Raw genomic sequence first — 19,256 nt, forward strand, 5'->3', positions numbered from 1 at the left:
AGTCGTAACAAGGTGGCCGTAGGGGAACCTGCGGCCGGATCACCTCCTAAGAAAACAGCATTCGCTGCTTTAACTGGAGGAGCAAGGAGAACATAACATGGCTATACGTCAAAGCCCCCTAATAGCAACCAAGTAGCTGAGCAAACTGGGTTTCTTTTTTTCATTTTATTTGTTTTATCAGAGATGCCCTCTGTTGTCTGTTGCTTGCTGTAGCTATACCCCCCTCTATTTATAGGCTCAGCGATTGTTGGGGTGTGCAGCTGATTTTTTTGCATTTGTGGTTGTTTGTGGGGGTTTGTTGGTTGGGTGTGGCGGGGGTTGCTTTATTTTTGGTTGTTTGCCGTTGGCTGCTCTGCATCTCTGGGAGCTGCGTTTGCTTGCTCTGGGTAGCCATCCCTCCCCTTATAAAAAGGAGAAACCGTTTCCTCTCTGCATGAGGGTTTTCTTGGCTGCAAACATTTCCGCGGCTTCTCGGAAACTCTTTTTTCTTAAATCGCCGCGCCGATTAATCGAATCTTTTCACAATCAGCCGATTGCTGCCAAGGCGATTTCCTGCAGCGCTTAGCGAAGAAACAAAATTCTCTCAACCTGGTTGATGGTGACCAAAAAAGCCGCCAAGCGGATCGTTTTCGAATAACTATTTTAATCTAAACCTAAATTAAAAATGCTTGACCTGTGGGGGATAAAAAATCGATAAAAGAGACTTCTTAATTCTAGTAATTAGCTTTGATGTTCTTGTTAGTTTAGGTTTTATTGCTGCAAACTGGTATATTTGGGATTACTTCAACGGAAAAACCACAATTAATGTGTGGGGCCCCTTCCAAATGGTTACAATGCCTACAACAGACGGCGGGTCAGTGATCGCAACCTACATTCCGATGCCAAACTATGCATTTATTTTGTTTTGGATTGCTTTGGTAGGTAACTTTATTCTATTAGTATTAGCAGTTAGAGGCAATAACGGGAAAGCAGTGAAGTCTTAATGATGTTAGCCACATCTTGATTTTTTTAGCCTCAAGTTTTGGGGATGCCCACCCTTCTTTTAACAGCGGCAACCCTCTTGTTGACAGTGATTATGCTTGGGCAGCTGCCACTTCTATATCGAAACTGTAGCTGAAATCGTAGTTGGGTGTCCCAGTTAAGGGAACGTTTGTTTGGCCCAGCGAAACCGTTATGGCCAGCCACATAACCTGACCGGGGGCAAGCGGGTTTTGGCCTACGTTGCCTTTGCCCATCCATTCATTGCTATATGGCTGATAGGTCTGGTTGTTGAGGAAAAAGTAGTGCATCTGAATCTGGATGTTTGAGGGTGCCTTGGCATTTCGAAGCGTTAAAGCCACGTTAATGGGGACATCGCCGTCGTTTCGTAGCACCACTATACTGCAGGTTTTATCTGCGGAGCTGCCATATCCGCTGGCGATGGCGTGGATGCCGCCGACGTTAAGGAAGGGGCCGCCGATGACGTAGCCGTTGCTGTTAGCGCCTCCTGTGGGGAACGCTGTGCCGTTGGTGAACCAAAGCGAGTAAGCAACAGTCGGCGCTGCAGACGCCACTAAGGTCTCCTGCCCAACGGTTTGATAGGCGACAGCTGGAAACAGCAAAACCGCAATCAAAAGCCCGGCGGCAATGGAAACCTTCAGTGGTGTGCTGCGGTTTCTTTTCATTCTGCTAATAGCCGCCAAGACGGTTACGGCAAGCAACGCGGAGATTATTGCGAGGGGTGTTAGTTCTGGCACTGCAGGTTGGTCTGAGTATGCGGGGTTGCCGGTTGGGTCGCCGGTTACTTTGGGGCCACTTGTGGTGGAAGCCGCGGGGCCCGTGCTTGATGTAGCCGCCGTGGATGAGTCAGGTGTTGGATTTACAGCGCTGTTCTGGGTTGGATTCGCTGTTGGGGCAGGCGAAGGGGCCGTGGATGATTGGGGCTTGGTCGAGAAACCAGTGGATACATCATCAATCAAGAGGGTTCCAGTGATGCCCGTCGGTGGACCAAAATGTATCTGCACATCGACTGTTCCATCGGGGATTGGCCCAAACGTTAACGTCGCCGAAGTCCAAACGTTTGTCGGGGCAAGGCTGCTGGACCATGATGCAAGGTCATTTCCCGCTGTTGCCTGTGTGCTCTTGCAGAATACCTCGGCGTAGCAGCTGCTTAGGTTGCTCTTGTAGTAGAATGTTAAAGTGTAGGTTTGGCCGATTGCCCAATATAACGTTGATTCGGAAAGCGCTACAAAACCGCCGCCGGATGGGTTGGCGGTTGCGGTGAAGGCGCCGCTGTAGCTGCCTGCGTGGGCATCTTTTGTTTGGGCAATTGTGCCTTTGTGGTTTAAGTCGGAGGCGATGACCTGCCAGTTGCCAAGGGTGTTGGTTGCAGGGGCCGCTTCAAAGTCGCCGTTGGTGACGATGTTGCTTTGCGGGGGAAAAGGGTTTGTGTAGGTTGCTTCTACGTGGATAAGTCGGGAGGTTTGCGCTGATACGGAATCTTCCATCAAAGCTATCGATGGAACAAGCAATACTATCAGCGAGAGTAGGGTGACAAAAATTTTTCTGCCCAAATCTTAACCTCAAAACGTTGATAGCCTAATTTAGAGTAAGCTAAGATTTAAGGCAAATGCCGAAGAAGGGTTGCCTCAAGAAAAACAGAGGTTAAGCCAAAAGCAACCGCAAACGTCCCACATAGGCATCTATTGTTTCCTTAAAAAGCAACAGCCCAGTTCTTTTTAGTGTCGAAGTGGGGTCGTTTGAGGTTGGTCTGGTTTGTGAATCCTTTAGAGCGCTAATTTCTCCAGTAACAGGCATTCGTGATCAATGCTTAACGCATATTGGGGCAAGGAAGCAACAATTCACATTTAGTTATAGATCGTTTCAAGCATAATTCGCTTGAAGATTTCTGCGCCATGTCTGAGCTTTAGCTTCTTTTCTCCTAATCGCTCTCGATATTGAATATCGACTTCGGCAATCGTGTATCCTTTTCGTTCCACATGGTGATTTAGCTCTACTTCTATGTCAAAACCCTTCGATTTCACGACCCAATCCCGCATAATAGAGGCACGTACAACCCGAAGACCGGTTAATGGGTCCCTGAGGGGTACACCGTTTAGTATGTTATGGACAAACGCTATAAGTCGATTGCCGAAGTTGAAGAGGTTATGCAAAGCCTTTGTGTCGAGATGGTGATTAAACCGATTTCCACATACCATACCCACATCTGGATTATGCTCCAGCATCAGTATCATTTCAGGGATTCTTTCGCTTGAATAGGTGAAATCCGCGTCAGTAATTATCACGTATTCAACGGCTGGATTGATGAACTCCAATGACTTTGCCAGGGCATCACCTTTGCCTTTTCCATCCTGAAAAGCAACCTGGGCTCCAAGGCCCCGAGCGATTTCAACTGTTCGATCCGTGCTTTTTCCATCAACCACTAAAACTTTTGTCTTAGGTAAATTATCAAGCAGTTCAGATATTGTTGGGCCTATCCCTTCTTGCTCATTTAGAGCCGCAATCACTGTTTGTGTTAGGGGAAATGCTGGGTTTTCGGTTTTCTGCAATTACCAACACCCTTAGGGTTAACTGTTTAACTGAAAAGTCGCTCGTTCATAAGCAAGTGGCTTCATGACTTTTTGGCTGCGGTTGAAGCGTTCATAATAGTGTCTGGCTGCCTAAGGAAATTACAGTAAGGTTAAGCTGAAAAATTGGCGCTTTTAAATTTTGAATACATTGACATTTAGGGGAACACGTCTTCTGTCCCTTCCTAATGGAAGCGGATAGAAAACAAAGGTAGCCAATGCTGTTTCCTGCCTTCTCCTCCCCTCTCCACTTATCTCTTGAACTATTGATAAGCCAATATTATAGCATCTAAGACATATATATGGTAGCTTTCTGCCCGTGAAATTAGTCTTCAGCCCTCAGCGGTTTAGATCATGAACCATAAGCAGCCGCCGAGTACCTCCACTCGCCTAGTTCACTTGCGATCTCATATTCAGGCTAGGCGGATTGTTTTTTAAGAGATCCGATTCTTCTTATTTTATGAAAGAAGTCGAAGTGAAGATTTTAGAGGTCAACCGGCAAAAGCTCACAGGGGCCCTTGAAGGCATGGGGGCCAAAAAGGTTTTTGACGGTGAAGTCACCACGGTATTTCTAGATTTCCCCGATGGCCAAATAGGCAAACGCGGAGATGTTTTGCGGATAAGAAGAATGCAGCAGAAAACAGAGGTAACCTACAAGAAAATCAAGGCTGCCCAAGCCGTTAAGGAAGCCGACGAAACAAACCTGGAGGTGTCAGACTACGACTCCGCACTAGCTATTCTTCAATGCCTCGGGTTAACCGTAACCGGGCAGATGCAGAAGCACCGGGTTAGCTATCGGCTTGATGGAGTTCACTTTGACATCGACCGTTACAGCAGCGACTACGGTTTTATCCCAGAATTCCTGGAGATAGAAGGCACCGTGGAGAACATACACAGATACGCTGGCCTTTTAGGTTACCAGCCTAAAGATTGCTTGCCTTGGTCAACCAGCCAGCTAGTAGACTACTATTTCAACAAAAAGCACAAACAAGAAAAAAGCGGTTAAGACTTGGTTTTTGCTGCTTTGCGCCGAGGCCGAGTATGCACTGCAGCGGCGGCTTTAGGCGCAGGTTTGGTTGGGGCCACGTCTTTTTTGGTGACATTCCACGCGGGGTATTCGCCGTGTTCTTTCTTGAAGCTTTCCAGCAGCTCTTTCTGGGTGACTTTGGGGGTGTCGGTTAGCAGGTAACTGAGTGAGACTCTTTCCAGGTAGCTGTCGTTGAGGAGGCGGGCGTTGATTTTTCGGGTGGCTTTTCCGCCGACGCCGCAGAGGTAGCCTGCGAAGACGCGTTTTGCGGGTTTTTTAGTTTTGCCGATGTAGAGTATGTCGGAGGTTGGTTTGTCGGTGAGGGTGCTGTCGGCTAAGACTATGACGCTGGCTTTGTTGGGGGGCAAGTGGGCGAAGGTGAGTGCCTTAAGGGGGACGAAGTCGCCAAAGCCTTTTTCTTTAAGAGTAATCGAATTCATGGTTTATAGGTGGTTGCTTGCTAAATTTATTCATTGCTATATATCAAATATATAGACTATAAAGACTATTTTCAAAGCCCTTAAAAGACAAAACCATCATAAACGACTCAGTGACATGGCATGCATAAACCAGTCTTGCTTTTCGAATACGAAACCTTCCAAGTCCACAAACCCATCAACATCAACAGCCACCAAACACCAGCTAAGCAGAAACGCTAAGCACAAGTTGCCGTTTATGACAGATTCATTGATAAGCGGCGTACTCCATAATTATTGCTCAGAGACCACGCGAAGTGGATAACGGCTGGTATTTAGCTCTTGGTAACTGCCTCCTTCTGTGATTCAGAAAAAAACAGCGCCCTCGCTATAGACAAGACGCTGGATAACCCCAGCTACTACATCAACCGCGAAGTCAGCTGGATTCGCTTCAACGCCCGCATCCTTGAAGAGGCACGCGACGACGAATGGAATCCGCTGCTGGAACGAATCAAGTTTTTAGCCATCTGCGGCAGCAACCTCGACGAATTCTTCATGACCCGGGCAGCACGACTGCTTAAAAAAATCAACCGGGGCTCTGAAGAACGCACCATGGACGGCATGACCCCCACTGAGCAAATCAACGCTACCCGCAGAGAAATATTGCCCCTAATCGAGAAACACGCAGACTGCTGGAACAACGAATTATTGCCTGCGTTGGCAAAGGAAGACATCTTGGTCTGCAAATTCAGCGAGTTAGCGGAAACCAAAAAAGAGTCGCTGCGAAGCCTGTTTGCCTCATCGATTTTGCCTGCAGTGAAGGTTTATAGGCAAAACTGGGAGGCAAACGACATCGAGAATCTCCATGTGTCCCTCTGTGTGGGCGGCTTTGAAGGCGGCGGCTTCTGCATAGTTGATTTACCCACGGAGCAGTATGGTCGACTCATTGAGGTTCCCCAGTCCAGTTTTAGGCAGAAACTAAACATTCAACATGAGTTTGTTTTCTTAGAGGATCTGGTAGCAGCCAATCTGGACCTGGTTTTTGCTAATCAAATGCATCTTGCCGCGTACCCGTTTAGGCTGACCCGGAACGGTGAAATCGAAATACTCATGAATGAATCCTCAGATTTCCTCTCCTCAATCAAGAAGGGACTCACTAAACGCAAAACAGGGTTCCCCAGCCGCCTTGAATACAGCAAAGACATGCCCCAGACCCTAAGAGATGCCTTAGCGACACGGTTGGGGTTGCCGGATTACTTAATCTACGAGTTTAATGGCCCCCTTGGACTCGTGGACCTGTGGCAGCTGCATAAAATATCTCGGCCTGACCTTAAAGACAAAACTTTCCTGCCCTCCATCACGCCGCTGCTTACGCCCGAAAAGAGCCTTTTTCAAACAATCACTAAACATGACATCGTGCTGTATCATCCCTATGACGGCTTTGAGGTAATTGTGGATTTACTCAAGGAAGCCGCGCGGGACCACGGGGTGGAACGCATCTGCATAACTATGTACCGTATGGATGCTAAATCACCGGTGGTAGATGCCCTCATCGAGGCCGCCCGAAACGGCAAACAAGTCACAGCCATCGTCGAGTTAAAAGCCAAGTTCGACGAGGAAAACAACATTCTGCTTGTAACTCGCCTTAAAGAGGCGGGGGTTGAAGCAGTCTATAATTTCCCCAACCTTAAAGTCCACGCTAAACTCTGCTTGATTGTACGCAGAGAAAAGCAGGGGCTGGCCCGCTACTCGCATGTTGGCTCAGGCAACTACAACGCGGTGACCGCAAGAATCTACGGCGACATCGGCTACCTGACCGCTAGACATGACGTCGGCGTCGAGCTCGAGGAGCTTTTCGGCATACTCATCAATGGCTTACAGGAAAAGGACTTTAAGCATTTGCTGGTGGCGCCTAAATCCCTTAAAAACGAGATTCTTAAGCGTATCGAACGGGAAATTGAGTTTCATAAGCAAACCGGCTGCGGGTATTTGGCGTTTAAACTCAATAACCTTGAAGAGAAAGACATAATCAAAGCCCTCTACTGTGCCTCGATGGCGGGAATTAAAATCGACCTTAACGTGCGGGCGCTCTGCTGCCTAAAACCGGGCATCCCCGGGGTAAGCGAGAACATCTCTGTGATTTCGATTGTGGGGCGTTTTTTGGAGCATGCCCGCATCTACTACTTCCAACATGGCCCCGACAGCGAAGTGCTAATCGGCAGCTCAGATTTGATGTTTAGGAACCTAAACGAGCGCGTGGAGGTGCTCTTTAGCGTTCCCGACCCCAAAAACCGCCAAGCCATCCTTGAGCATATGCTCAAAATTCACCTGCATGATAACGTTAAAGCCCGCAGGCTCCTATGCGACGGCACCTACCAGCGGGTCACCGCAAAACCCGGTGAAGCCAACATCAACTCGCAGTTCTGGCTAATCCAAAACAGAGGCGTCTGGCATGAACACACCGAATACAACCCCGTGTAGCGCAGACGATCTGTACTGTAGGTTCGGCGCAGAAACCATCCTAAAACTCACTGACGGCTTCATGGAGCTAATCGAGGGAGTCATCGCCGACGAGGACATCGAATACGTCCATAAAACCCGCGTTGCCTCACGGCGGCTTAGAGCGGCGCTCCCTGTTTTCCAGGATTGCTTTGCCAAGAAACAGTTCAAGGCATGGAAATGCGACGTTAAGCAGGTTACAAAGTTGCTTTCCAGCGCCCGAGACCTTGATGTGCAAATTGCCTTCCTGGAGCAGTATATAGAAAAGCTGTCTTCGCCGGCGGAGCAAGCCGCGATGAAGCAGCTGCTTAAAAGCCACAGGAGCCGCCGACGAAGCGTTCAGGGCAACGTGGAAGAGGGCCTAAAGGAGCTTAAAGAGGCGGGGACATTGGAGGAAATCCGGGGCGTCTGCGGGCAGGCACTGTCAGATCAGCCCAGTCTAAGCTTGGGTTCGGCTTCTGTTGTGGAGAAAGCGCATTGGCACATATCCGTTAGACTCGACGAATTCCTCTCTATGCAGAAATACGTCCACGTCGAGGGCGCAGATCAGCAGCATCATCAAATGCGGATTAGAGCCAAAAGGCTCCGCTACACCATGGAGTTCTTTGCCTCCCTCTACCCCGATAAGCTAGAAAAAGAAATTGACATGATAAAGAATTTTCAGGATGAACTCGGAGAACTCCACGACAGCATCGTTTGGCTCCAATACGTGCAAGCGCTCAAGAAAAACAGCCCTAAATCTGCCAAAGCCCCATTCAAGCTGGCACTTAACAACTTCTCAGACTACCTGCAAAACAGAAGAAGCGGGTATTACGGCAACTTCGTGAAGCTCTGGAACCAGTGCTGCCGCACGGGCTTCTTTGCTCAGCTTAGAAAAACCGTCAGCCTCATTGTTTTGTCAGGCGCCGAGGCTATGGCGGGGGAAAAATTGAAGCACCAGAGGGTTAGAATCGCTGTTCTCTCGGATATTCATGCGAATCTGCATGCGCTTGAATCTGTGCTGGAGGATGCCCACAAGCGGGGCGTAACGGTTTTTGTTAACGTAGGGGACTCCATCGGCTATGGCGCCTGCCCAAATGAGGTGGTGGAGTTGCTTTGCCGAAAAGGTGTCCTCTCTATTCTGGGCAATTATGACTTGGAGGTGCTGGAGGATAGAAGTGATGCTAAAGGCGAAAAGCGGCTGGCATTCAAATATGCCCAAAAGGCTCTCTCCGGGGGCGCCAGAAGCTATCTGGAGATGCTGCCGCATGAGCTGAGGTTGCAGGCGGCGGATAAGAAGCTGCTGGTTACGCATGGAAGCCCCCGATCCATCGACGAACACATCTACCCTGACATCCCTGAGGAAGGACTAAAAGAGTTAGCTGACCTCGCCGGCGCAGACGTCGTGTTGGTTGGACATAGTCACAGGCAGTTTCAGCGGTCCGCTGGCAACGTGGTTTTTCTGAATCCGGGGAGCGTGGGAAGACCCGATGATGGAAACCCACAGGCCGCCTATGCATTACTGGATTTTAACCCTTTCAAAGCAGAGTTGATTCGGCTCAGTTACCCCGTCAAAGCGGCTGCTATGGCTCTGCGACTGGAAGGGTTGCCGGAGACCTATGCGCAGATGCTGCTGCGTGGAGTATCTCTTGATGAGGTGATGAAGCGGGACAGGGGCAGAGAGAAAGCCTTTGCTGAAAACTGCAGAGAAACGGTGGCTGCCTGCGAGGAGTATTCGAAGATGCGTTGGCCTGATGTGGAGCATTATCTGCAGGTGACTAATCTTGCGTTGGCGCTGTTCGATGGGTTGTCGACTCTGCATCGGCTGGGCAGCCGTGAGCGCTGCTGGCTGGAATGCGCCTCAATCCTCCATGACATCGGCTTGTCAGTGGAAGGCGGCAAACATAACAAGAATACCGCTGAAATCATCTTAAACGACACCTCGCTGCCTATCACATCTAAGGACAGACGCATAATCGCAGCCTTAGCCAAATACCACCGTGGAGGCTTACCCAAGCGGGGCCAGTACCTGCTTTGCGGCCAGGGCAGCCGAACCATCCAAAAAATATGTGTTCTTGCAAGTATTTTGCGGGTCGCCGACAGCTTAGATTACTCCCATGAATCCGCCGTTAAGCTACTGGGCATCAGGGTTGCTGCGAAAAGGGTGACGGTGGAATGTTTTTCCAAGTCAGAACTGGCCTTGGAGCAGCAGGCTTTTAATAAGAAGAAAGATTTGTTTGAAAAAGTGTTTAACAGGAAAATGGTGCTGGAATGGAAACAACCGTGAAAGCCGCGGGGTACGTGGTTGGTTTTGTAGACATTGGCACAAATGCGTTGCGCCTGTTGGTGGTGAGGATTAACCCCAACTTTTCATACACAACCATCAGCCAGGAAAAAGAGGTGGTGCGGCTGGGCGAGCAGGAATTCAAAGACGGCATCCTAAAACCCGAGGCGATGGAACGCGCCATCTTCGTCTGCGGCAAATTCGCGGACCTCGCCCGAACTTATGGTGCATCGGAGATCATCGCTGTGGGGACCTCGGCGATTAGGGAAGCCAAAAACCAAGAGGAATTTCTCCAGAGGCTCTACCGGGAAACCGGAATCAACGTTAACGTCATTTCAGGCGAGGATGAAGCTAAGCTTATTTGCCTTGGGGTTTCAAGCGGCATAGACATCGGGGACGAAAAAGCGCTGTTTATCGATTTAGGCGGCGGCAGCACCGAGATAGCTATCGGCGACCAGTATGAATGCTCCTACGTTCAAAGCCTCCAGCTGGGGGCAATCAGGCTTACCTCGCAGTTCATAGGGGAAGGCTGGCGTGGACCCATAAAAGAGGAAGTTTACAAGAAAATCAAAGCCTACGCCGCCGATGAAATAAGGGCGGTTAAACCCCGAGTTTTAGAGTACGGCGTAAGACTGGCATATGGCTCCTCTGGAACCATGATTAACCTGGCGGAAATCTCTAACAAACTGTTCAAGAAAAGCAACAGCAACGGTGAACTGGTGCTGACCAAGAAAAACCTCAAAAAAGTCGCCACTGCACTCTGCTGGCTGCCGCTGGAGGACAGACGAAGCGTCCCAGCGATTAACCCTGATCGAGCAGACATCATTATTGCAGGCGCAGCTGTAATCGAAGCCATCATGGAGGAATTCGGCTTGGAGGAAATCCACATTAGCCACCGTGAACTCCGCGACGGCTTACTGGTAGAGTACCTCTCTAACTTCGAGGGCTTCCGCGAACTCCAAAGGACACCGATGCGGGATCGAAGCGTGCTGAGTTTGGGCAGGTCCTGTAATTTTGATGAGAAGCACTCGGAGACCGTGGCGGCGTTGGCTCTGCAGCTTTTTGATAGTGCAAAACAGATAGGGCTCCATGATCTGGGGCAGCGTGAACGCGAAATGCTGGGTTACGCTGCAACGTTGCATGACGTGGGGGATTTCCTTTCCTTTAACAATCATCATCAGCATTCGCACTATATCATCAGTAACGCTGGGTTGCCTGGGTTTGATGCCCATGAAATCCAGATTATCGCAAACATCGCTCGCTTCCACCGCAAGAAGCTGCCCTCAAAGAAGGCGCTTAAAGCCGAGGGACTCGATGAGGCAGGCAGGTTGGCGGTGGTGGTGGGTTCGACTTTTCTGCGTTTCGCTGAGAAGCTGGATCGCAGCCACTGCAATCTGGTGAAGAAGGCGGAGTTTGCCCGGGAAGGCAAGGGCTTGGTGCTGCTTCGGTTTTATTCGGATACGGATTGCAGCTTGGAGGAGTGGAGCGTGAATCAGAATCGGCAGGCGTTTTTTGAAGCCTTCGATGCGGAACTGCAGGCCCAATGCATAGTAACCCCCAACCTGTAGCGGCAGGTCAAATCTTCAGGACGGTTTTTGTATAGTTGTTGTTGTGGGAGACCCCTCTTTACACAACAACAACCCGCGGATTGTAGAAAACAACGCATATTAGCAACGGGCTTGAGGGCACATTGCAAACAGGTTGTGGAGCAACCCACAAGCAGAACAAGCACCGTTTGGTTGCCTTTAGCCGAGGCTTAGTTTTTCGCCGGAAACGATGTAGATGACGGATTCGCAGATGTAGACGGCGTGGTCGGCGATGCGTTCAAGGTAACGCGTGACAAGTATGCTGGATATAACGAATTTGCTGTCGGCTTGCTCTTGGCTGGTTAATCGGTTGAGGAATTCAAGGTACATCTTGTCCACTTCGCGTTCGGGGGGCGTGATGGTTCGGGCGAGGGCGACGTCGTGTTTCCGCAGGGAATCAACGCTTGTCTTCACCATGAAAAGCACTTTATCGCTCATGCTGGCTAAGTAATCTTTGGTTGCTTCATCGGTGGGTTTTAAGCCGCCAAGCTGATCGTTTAAGCTGGATATGTCCAGGGCGTAGCGGGCGTACCTGGCGAAGTCGTTGGCTATTTTCATGTAGGATTTTATGGCGCGCAGGTCCGATGCGACGGGTTGGAAACGGGCGATTAACTCGAAGGTTTTGTCTTCTGCTTTACCGGCCATGGCAACGAGCATATCCGACATTTCTTTAACTTGGCTATGGACGCTTCTGCCGTCTAAGTAGCCATAGATTGAAAGGGAAAGGGTATCGTAGGTTAACTCTCCCATGCGGCTAAGCAAAGCTGACTGTTCTTCTAATCCTCGGTCGATTATTCTGCTCATATTCAAGGTCATGTTTTATCCGAACTCCCCTGTTATATACTTCTCTGTAAGCTTGTTTTTAGGTGACTCAAAAATCTCTGCGGTGGGGCCAAACTCGATCAGCGACCCCAGATACATAAACGCCGTGTAATCGGAGACACGCGAGGCCTGCTGCATGTTATGGGTAACAATGGCGACGGTGTAGTTCTTTTTAAGCTCAACGACCAGCCGCTCAATCTTAGCCGACGCAATGGGATCCAAAGCGGAGGTTGGCTCATCCATCAAGATAACCTCAGGCTGCAGGGCAATCGCGCGGGCGATGCAGAGCCGCTGCTGCTGCCCCCCGGAGATGCTGGTTCCAGGCTTCTTTAAGTCGTCTTTAACTTCTTCCCAGAGTGTAGCCTGCTCTAGGCTCTTCTTGACTACCTCGTCGAGGTTTCTGCCCTTCCGCGAACCAGTTAATTTGAGGCCGGCTGCGACGTTATCGTAGATTGACATCGTTGGGAAGGGGTTGGGTTTCTGGAAGACCATGCCTACGCGGCGACGAATCATCACGGGGTCAACGTTTGCGCCGTAGATGTCTTCGCCGTCGAGTGTTATCTGCCCGGTAAGCTTGGCTGTGGGCACTAACTCATGCATTCGGTTGAGGGTGCGGATGAAAGTGGATTTTCCGCATCCGGATGGCCCAATGATTGCTGTGACAGCGTTTGATTTTATGGGCAGGTTGATGTCTTTAAGTGCCTGTTTTGGACCAAACCATGCGTTGAGGTTTATGCTTTGCATTTTTATGTTTTCATTTTCCATTCATTTTTCACCTTGAAGCTCCGCCGCGGTATCTGCCTCTGCTGAGTAGGCGGACGCCTATGTTGAGCGCTAAAACTATTAAGATCAATATCAAAGATGCACCCCACGCCTGCGCCTGCGACGCCGCCGAGGGCAACCGTGAATCGAGGAAAATTCTAAGGGGCAGCGCATCCATCGGCGCGCTTAAGCTCTGGAAGTAGAAGCTGCTGCCAAGAATCGTCAGGAGAATCGGGGCGGTTTCGCCGGCTATGCGGGCGATGGCAAGCAGGGTGCCGGTGATTAAGCCCCCTTTTGCGGAGGGTAAAACCACGCTTAGGATGGTTCGCCACCGATGTATACCCAGCGCCATAGAGGCTTCGCGTACGCTGTTAGGGACCAATTTGAGGGATTCCTCGGTTGTTCGGGCCACGATGGGGATAAGCATGAAGGATAATGCGACGGCTCCGGCAAGCGGGGAGAAGCCTGTGTGTATGAGAACGCCGACGACGATTAAGCTGTATGCAGTGATGCCTACGATTATGGAGGGAAACTCTGTTAATATGTCGTTGGCGGACCGCATCCAAGTGGCGAATTTGTTGTTTCCGTACTCGGCAAGGTACACGCCTGAAAGAACGCCGACGGGGATACCGATGAGGCTGGTTAAGCCGATTAGAATCAGTGTTCCCTGAATGGCGGGGCCGATGCCGCCCTGCAAGCCGTTTCCAGTTAGGAATTGCCAGTTTATGACGGGGGCGCCGCGCACTATGACTTCAAAGAGTATGCTGAGCAGGGGCACTATGGCGATTAAGACGCAGATGAGGCAGAGGACGTAGAAGAACTTGTTTTTGAATTTGCGGAGGCGGTAGTTGTTGAAGCTTAGTTTCTGCAGCAAACCTTCCAGCATTACTCGATTGCGCCTCCCTTAATTTTCAGCACCCGAGTCACCATAACATGCGCTAAGACGTTGATGACAAGGCTGATTAGAAGCAAAACCAGCCCCGCGCCGATGTAGGCGGAGCTTTGAAGTGGAGTTTGTGAATCGAAAAAGCCGTTAGCGATCAAAGATGGCAACGTTTGGCCTGCCTGAAAAAGCGAGGTGGGCATAGCGCTGGGGCCCGTGGCGTTGCCTATAACCATGGTTACCGCCATGGTTTCGCCTACAGCTCGGCCTAAACCCAAGATTACGGCTCCAAAGATGCCTGAGCGTCCATAGCTGATGACCCAGTGGCGGATAACTTCCCATTTTGTGGCGCCTATACTGTAGGCGGCTTCCCGTATCGAGCCGGGGACGGCGCTGATGACTTCTCTGGAGACCGAGGCAACTGTGGGGATAATCATTATGGCAAGGATTAACCCTGCGGTGAAGAAATCCAGTCCTATGGGGGTTCCGCTGAAGAGCGGTATCCAGCCCAGGTAGGTGTTGAGGGGTATCTCGATGTAGTCTAACACCCAGAAACGTAGAACAAACAGGCCCCAAAGACCATAGATTACGCTGGGGACAGCGGCCAGCATCTCAACGAGGTATGAGAAGGGAACCCGCACGAATTTTGGAGCCATCTCCACGATGAAGATGGCGATGCCTAAGCTAAGCGGCACACCTATCAGCAGTGCCAGACCCGAAGTGATGAGGGTGCCCAGGATATAGGGGAGCACGCCAAAGGAGGATATGCCGGGGTTCCAGTTTACCCCCGTTAAGAAGCCGAAGCCCTCGCTTTCGAATACCAGCGTGGAGCCCGTGACTAGTACGTAAGCGTTAAGGATTAGGATGATTGCTGCGGATGCGGCGATGATTGCTGTTACGATTTTGAAAGAATTATCGCCCGTTAGCTTTCTCATGCTAATCTGCCCGAATTAATATTTTTTAGGAAAAAAAGGTTTTGGGATGCCATAGCTAGCGCCCTCACTGTTTAGTGTGTGGGGATAGCTTGGCCTTTGAAAGTTATAGTGCCTAAGGTAGCTTCGTTGATTTGCACCAGGTTAGCTGGGAGCGTTGCATATTGCAGTGAAGGAGCAACTTGCTGACCGTCATGCACGACATACCAGATGTACTGGACAATTGCCGTTGCCTTCTCAAGGGTCATATCGGGGATATCACCGAGGTCTTTGTAGACAAGCATGTAAGTTGGGGTAACGATTGGATAGGCTTGTTCGCCGCTGGTGTTTAGGATGGCTACTTTTGCCCAGCTGTCACTTCCCGAGGGAAGCGGAGTTGGCAGAGATTGTGCTGCTGCAGTGGTGGATTCAAGCGATGGCAGCACATAGTTGCCTGCTGGGTTTTTGATTGCTGCAACTGTAACGTTGTTTTCGAGTGCATAGGCTAATTCGATGTATCCGATTGCATAGTTGGTTGAGGTGACTGTTGCTGCGACGGCGGAGTTGCCGCTTTGGCCGGTTCCGACTGGCCACTGGACGGTTGTGTTTGCTCCGATGTGTGTTGCCCAGGTTTCACTGACTAAAGAGAGGTACTTTGTGAACCAGTTAGTTGTTCCAGAGCCGTCTGATCGGTGAACGACGACTATGTTTTGGTGAGGTAGGGTTACGCCGGGGTTGATGGCGGCGATTGCGGGGTCATCCCAGGAGGTTATGGTGCCCATAAAAATGTCAGCGACTATTGGACCCGTGAGTTTGAGGCCAGAGTCTATACCGGGGAGGTTGTAGGCTACGGTGATGGCGCCGATTGTTTCGGGGATGTGGACTACGCCGGGTGCTGCGGCTCTCTGTGTGTCGGATAAGGGTGCATCTGAGCAGGCGAAGTCAACGACTTTGTTTGTTAAGTCGCTGATGCCTTTGCCGCTGCCTCCTCCTTGATAGTTAATTTGCACGTTTGAGTGTATCGATGAGTATTCGGTGATTGTGGAGGTTAGGAAGGGCTGTGGGAAGGTGGCTCCGGATGCGTTGATTGAGATGGGGGTTGATGCTGGTGAGGAAAGATAGGTGTAGGCGACTACTGCGCCGGCAATTATTGCGATTGCTACTATGGCAATTATGATGGTATATTTAGTGTTCATATTATTCTTCCTTGGTTTTTGTGTAGGTATCCCCAAAAATGTTTTATATAGCAAACCCACGTAAAAGCTATAGTATATATAGATACATCTAATATAACAAAAATACATAAAGGTTTAGACTTGGAGTCAACGTTGACTAAAGAAACTGAAAAAATAAACGAAGAACAACGAAAACTGCAGGTTACAGGCGGCTCAACTTTCATCTTATCCCTCCCCAAAGACTGGGCAACCAAAAACGATCTCAAACGCGGCAGCAGCATGATAGTCCGCGAAGAAGAAGACGGCTCACTCTCCATCGCGCCATCGAGTTTTCCCAAGAAGGAAAAACAGGATGAAGCACTAATTAGAGCTAACCCCAACGACAACCCCGACGCCATCATGCGGACCGCCATCTCCGCTTACCTAAACGGCTACAACCTCCTGCGTATTCGGGCACAGGGCCAAAAGGTTCTCTCCTCAAAGCTGCGGAATTACCTCAAACACTTCGCCCGCCACTACCTAGTTGGAACCGAAATCGTAATCGACACCTCCACAGAATTAACGTTGCAGGTGCTGCTTAACTATCCTGAACTCACCGTGCAAAACGCCCTCAGCCGCATGTCCATCATCGGCTCCTCCATGCAAAAAGAAGCCCTTTTAGCCCTCGGAAAACTCGACTACACCAGCGCCAAAGCAGTCATAGAAACCGACCGCGAAGTCAACCGCTTCGGCCTCTACATTGTACGGCTCCTCAAACTGGCGGTTTCTAATCAGCGCGTCGTTAAAGAAATCGGGTTAGGCTACCAGAAAGAGTGCCTTGGCTACAGGTTGATCGCTAAATCCGTGGAGCGCAGCGCCGACCACGCCACCAAAATCGCTGAGAACACCCTGCTTCTCAAGGAACCGGTGGAAGCGGAGTTGATGGGGAAGATCAGTGACCTCAGCAACCTGGCTAATTCAATGTTTGAAAACTCTATGGAAGCCCTCTTTAAGCATGATTTTAACCTCGCCGAATCGGTTATCGAAAAACTCAGCCAAGCCCACAAACTCGAGAAAGAGGCTGTGATGGGGTTACCTAGCGCTTCACATGAGGAAATCGTGAATCTGCGCTTGATTATCGAGAGTTTGCGTCGCATCGGTGAGTACGCCGCTGATATTTCTGAGGTTGTGCTGAACCTAAACGTTGAGTCCGTGCTCAGCTAAGCATTCATCAGGTTAAGCGGTTAGGCTGTTTTGCCCCGCAGCTTTAGGGTAGATGCTTCCCTCTATAGTTTCTTCGTAGAACCAACCTCAGCTACCGTTTTTTTCGGTTAAGCCTGCCTGTGACTGGGTTTGCCCCTGTCTTAGTCAACAAATACTTATCTGAACACTTACTGTGCAGTGAAAAATATGACAGTAAACTCCCTTGAAGTCCTCAAATCCCTCTCAGACGCCACCAGCGCCCTGATCAAAAAAACCGGGCGGTCCGTGGTAAGCGTCAAGGCGCAGATGTCCCGTGGCACCGGCGTTGTTTTGACAAGCGACGGCTACATCGTCACCTGCAACCACGTTTTGGCGGGCTGCGGCAGCGTCAAAGTCGGGCAGGGCGAAAAAACCCATGCGGCCAAAGTTGTGGGCGCCGACCCCTACAACGACGTGGCACTGCTTAAGGCAGACGGCGAGTTCACTCCCATCGCGGTGGGGGACTCCGAAAAACTCACTGTCGGCCAGTATGTGCTGGCATTAGCTAACCCCTTCAACCGCACCCAGCCCACCGCCACAGGCGGCATGGTTACCAGCGTCAACAGCACCATCCGGGGCTGGCGAGGCGCAACCGCCATGGAAAACGTCATCGCAACCGACGCGCAGCTTAACCCAGGCTTCAGCGGCGGGCCCCTCATCGACGCCGAAGGCCAACTCATCGGCATAAACACCGCCTATGTGTGGCAACGCGGCATCGCCATACCCTCAAACAAAGTTAAAGCCATCGCCGACCGCCTCATGACCGGCAAAAAAGCGCAGCGTGGATACTTGGGCATAGTCGCCAACACCGTTGCCTTGCCCGAGGAAATCGCTGAGGCCGCTGGGCTGGATCAGCAGACGGGCGTGATGATTTTCAGTGTTGAAGCCGGTTCCCCCGCTAGGCAGGCTGGTTTAGCGATGGGGGATGTGCTGGTGAAGTTCAACGGCAAACCCGTCCATGACTTCTATGACCTGCCCCGTTTGCTCTCAGAGGATGTCATAGGCAAAGAAGTCCAAGCAGTCATTATCCGCAGAGAAACCCTCCTTGAAACCACCCTCACACCGACCACGCATGGAGGCGAACAGGACTGATAGCGAAAATGCCCCTGGAAATTGAGCCGCCTTCCCCGTTGCCCGCTCCGCCCCTACGCAAGCGCCCATCCATAATTCCTCAGTTCAGCAGCAACGAGCCCTCTGCGCCGCGGCTGTTTATTGACCAACGCTGGAATTAACCAGCCTCCTTCTTTATTTCCCAATTCTTATAAGCTGAAGATCAAGACCTCTAAGCTGCTTGTCGCATCCTACCACAAGCTTAGATTTTAGGGTCTGCGCCGTTGCAACCGCAAAACAGTCGCCCAGCGAGAGCACGTACCGGTTTTTAAGATGCGCTGCTCTTCGCCATAAACCGCCTTCCTCATCCAAGGGAACAACGTGTAAGCCAAAAGTTCTTAGAGACTCGATTTTTTCGTCGGCTACGTCGGGGTATCGGCGTGCGATAGCATAGTATACTTCAGTTAAATTAGCGATATTGATGTAGCCCTCGGCGTCGCCGCTTCGGACTTTCTCCAGAAGGGCTATTACTGCTTTAGCTTGGGGTTCACCTAAGAAGAACGCCACAAGCGGTTCAGCATCAAACGTCAGAGACTCCAACAAGGCGCATTAACCTTTTGTCTCTTTCATAATCCGCCGCTCGCCCTTCTTCGATTAGTTCATGTGCTGTTTTATCTGGGAAAAGGTGCTTGAGCGAGCCAAACTCGTCCCGGGGGGATGGCAGAGGTTTTAGCAGGAGTCCTTTGCCTTTTTCTTCCACGATTAGCACTTTGTCTTTTATGCCGTATTTCTGCCGCAGCTTTTTGGGTATGGTGGCTTGCCCCTTCTTTGTGACGCTGACGACTGTTATGGCTTGGGCTTCAACTTCAACCATTGGATTCGCCGTATTACTTTTTGCTTTGGTAATACTTTAACTTGCTGGTATTACCTTTTTTTCTCAGTAATACTATTCTGGCAGCCGCTTCAGAAATAACTCACCCGCGAAGATGCCTGAGGCAGGGTGGCCGCCGGTAAGCGTTTGGGACTTAAAGAGTTGCCCACGGGCAAAAAGCCAAGAAACAGCCGCCGGAACCTG

At 50.5% G+C, this 19,256-nt stretch carries 18 protein-coding genes and 1 rRNA gene; 8 read left to right on the plus strand and 11 right to left on the minus strand.

The genetic code is table 11. The features are described from left to right. Positions 1-48 (plus strand): 16S ribosomal RNA (locus NWE93_10305); the annotation flags it as partial. Positions 49-229: 181 nt separating this feature from the next. On the opposite strand, the gene NWE93_10310 is transcribed toward NWE93_10305, so the two are convergent. From NWE93_10310 to NWE93_10320, 3 genes are all read right to left on the minus strand, one after another. Beyond that, a complete protein-coding gene (locus NWE93_10310; GenBank protein ID MCW4000620.1) occupies positions 230-394 on the minus strand; it encodes a hypothetical protein in 165 nt (54 codons plus the stop codon). Positions 395-1,073: 679 nt separating this feature from the next. After that, positions 1,074-2,552 carry a hypothetical protein gene (locus NWE93_10315; GenBank protein MCW4000621.1) on the minus strand — a complete coding sequence of 493 codons (1,479 nt, stop codon included), beginning with the start codon at positions 2,550-2,552 and terminating at the stop codon, positions 1,074-1,076. A 294-nt stretch (positions 2,553-2,846) separates the two neighbouring features. Continuing rightward, the gene (locus NWE93_10320) at positions 2,847-3,548 is read right to left on the minus strand and encodes a glycosyltransferase family 2 protein (GenBank protein MCW4000622.1); all 702 of its coding nucleotides are present in this window, start codon (positions 3,546-3,548) and stop codon (positions 2,847-2,849) included. Between the two features lie 478 nt (positions 3,549-4,026). Here NWE93_10320 and NWE93_10325 point away from each other — a divergent pair, with 478 nt between their 5' ends. Next, the gene (locus NWE93_10325; GenBank protein MCW4000623.1) at positions 4,027-4,572 is read left to right on the plus strand and encodes a class IV adenylate cyclase; all 546 of its coding nucleotides are present in this window, start codon (positions 4,027-4,029) and stop codon (positions 4,570-4,572) included. On the opposite strand, the gene NWE93_10330 is transcribed toward NWE93_10325, so the two are convergent. Next, on the minus strand, positions 4,569-5,033 hold the full coding sequence (locus tag NWE93_10330) for a hypothetical protein (protein ID MCW4000624.1): 465 nt from the start codon (positions 5,031-5,033) through the stop codon (positions 4,569-4,571). The genes NWE93_10325 and NWE93_10330 overlap by 4 nt on opposite strands. Positions 5,034-5,351: 318 nt before the next feature. Between NWE93_10330 and ppk1 the strand changes: the two genes are divergently transcribed. Genes ppk1 through NWE93_10345 form a run of 3 tightly spaced genes read left to right on the plus strand, consistent with a single transcriptional unit; the run spans position 5,352 to position 11,339 of the window. After that, positions 5,352-7,490, plus strand: coding sequence for a polyphosphate kinase 1 (gene ppk1 / locus NWE93_10335; GenBank protein MCW4000625.1), 2,139 nt, complete (start codon positions 5,352-5,354; stop codon positions 7,488-7,490). Further along, entirely contained in the window at positions 7,462-9,774 is a 2,313-nt protein-coding gene (locus NWE93_10340) for a YfcE family phosphodiesterase (protein ID MCW4000626.1), read from the plus strand. Before ppk1 ends, NWE93_10340 begins: the two co-directional genes overlap by 29 nt. Next, positions 9,759-11,339 (plus strand): Ppx/GppA family phosphatase, encoded by a 1,581-nt coding sequence (locus tag NWE93_10345; protein ID MCW4000627.1) that lies wholly within the window; start codon positions 9,759-9,761, stop codon positions 11,337-11,339. The genes NWE93_10340 and NWE93_10345 overlap by 16 nt, the downstream gene beginning before the upstream one ends. Positions 11,340-11,516: 177 nt before the next feature. Here the strand turns inward: NWE93_10345 and phoU are convergent, their stop codons facing one another. The 5 genes from phoU to pstS form a co-directional block, all read right to left on the minus strand. After that, positions 11,517-12,161 (minus strand): phosphate signaling complex protein PhoU, encoded by a 645-nt coding sequence (gene phoU / locus NWE93_10350; protein MCW4000628.1) that lies wholly within the window; start codon positions 12,159-12,161, stop codon positions 11,517-11,519. Positions 12,162-12,176: 15 nt separating this feature from the next. Continuing rightward, on the minus strand, positions 12,177-12,944 hold the full coding sequence (pstB, locus tag NWE93_10355; GenBank protein MCW4000629.1) for a phosphate ABC transporter ATP-binding protein PstB: 768 nt from the start codon (positions 12,942-12,944) through the stop codon (positions 12,177-12,179). Between the two features lie 7 nt (positions 12,945-12,951). Continuing rightward, positions 12,952-13,827, minus strand: coding sequence for a phosphate ABC transporter permease PstA (gene pstA / locus NWE93_10360; protein MCW4000630.1), 876 nt, complete (start codon positions 13,825-13,827; stop codon positions 12,952-12,954). Next, entirely contained in the window at positions 13,827-14,759 is a 933-nt protein-coding gene (gene pstC / locus NWE93_10365) for a phosphate ABC transporter permease subunit PstC (protein MCW4000631.1), read from the minus strand. The genes pstA and pstC overlap by 1 nt, the downstream gene beginning before the upstream one ends. A gap of 71 nt (positions 14,760-14,830) precedes the next feature. After that, positions 14,831-15,931, minus strand: coding sequence for a phosphate ABC transporter substrate-binding protein PstS (gene pstS, locus NWE93_10370; protein MCW4000632.1), 1,101 nt, complete (start codon positions 15,929-15,931; stop codon positions 14,831-14,833). Positions 15,932-16,063: 132 nt separating this feature from the next. On the opposite strand from pstS, the gene NWE93_10375 reads away from it, so the two are divergent. The 3 genes from NWE93_10375 (at position 16,064) to NWE93_10385 (ending at position 18,363) form a co-directional block, all read left to right on the plus strand. Then, a complete protein-coding gene (locus tag NWE93_10375; protein ID MCW4000633.1) occupies positions 16,064-17,113 on the plus strand; it encodes an AbrB/MazE/SpoVT family DNA-binding domain-containing protein in 1,050 nt (349 codons plus the stop codon). 186 nt (positions 17,114-17,299) lie between these two features. Beyond that, positions 17,300-18,223 (plus strand): trypsin-like peptidase domain-containing protein, encoded by a 924-nt coding sequence (locus tag NWE93_10380; protein MCW4000634.1) that lies wholly within the window; start codon positions 17,300-17,302, stop codon positions 18,221-18,223. An 8-nt stretch (positions 18,224-18,231) separates the two neighbouring features. After that, entirely contained in the window at positions 18,232-18,363 is a 132-nt protein-coding gene (locus tag NWE93_10385) for a hypothetical protein (protein MCW4000635.1), read from the plus strand. 13 nt (positions 18,364-18,376) lie between these two features. On the opposite strand, the gene NWE93_10390 is transcribed toward NWE93_10385, so the two are convergent. Together NWE93_10390 and NWE93_10395 are read right to left on the minus strand one after the other, a co-directional pair. Further along, positions 18,377-18,781 (minus strand): type II toxin-antitoxin system VapC family toxin, encoded by a 405-nt coding sequence (locus NWE93_10390; GenBank protein MCW4000636.1) that lies wholly within the window; start codon positions 18,779-18,781, stop codon positions 18,377-18,379. Next, positions 18,762-19,055 (minus strand): AbrB/MazE/SpoVT family DNA-binding domain-containing protein, encoded by a 294-nt coding sequence (locus NWE93_10395; protein MCW4000637.1) that lies wholly within the window; start codon positions 19,053-19,055, stop codon positions 18,762-18,764. Before NWE93_10395 ends, NWE93_10390 begins: the two co-directional genes overlap by 20 nt. Positions 19,056-19,256: the final 201 nt, after the last annotated feature.

This window comes from Candidatus Bathyarchaeota archaeon (assembly GCA_026014735.1).
Lineage (GTDB): Archaea > Thermoproteota > Bathyarchaeia > Bathyarchaeales > Bathycorpusculaceae > Bathycorpusculum.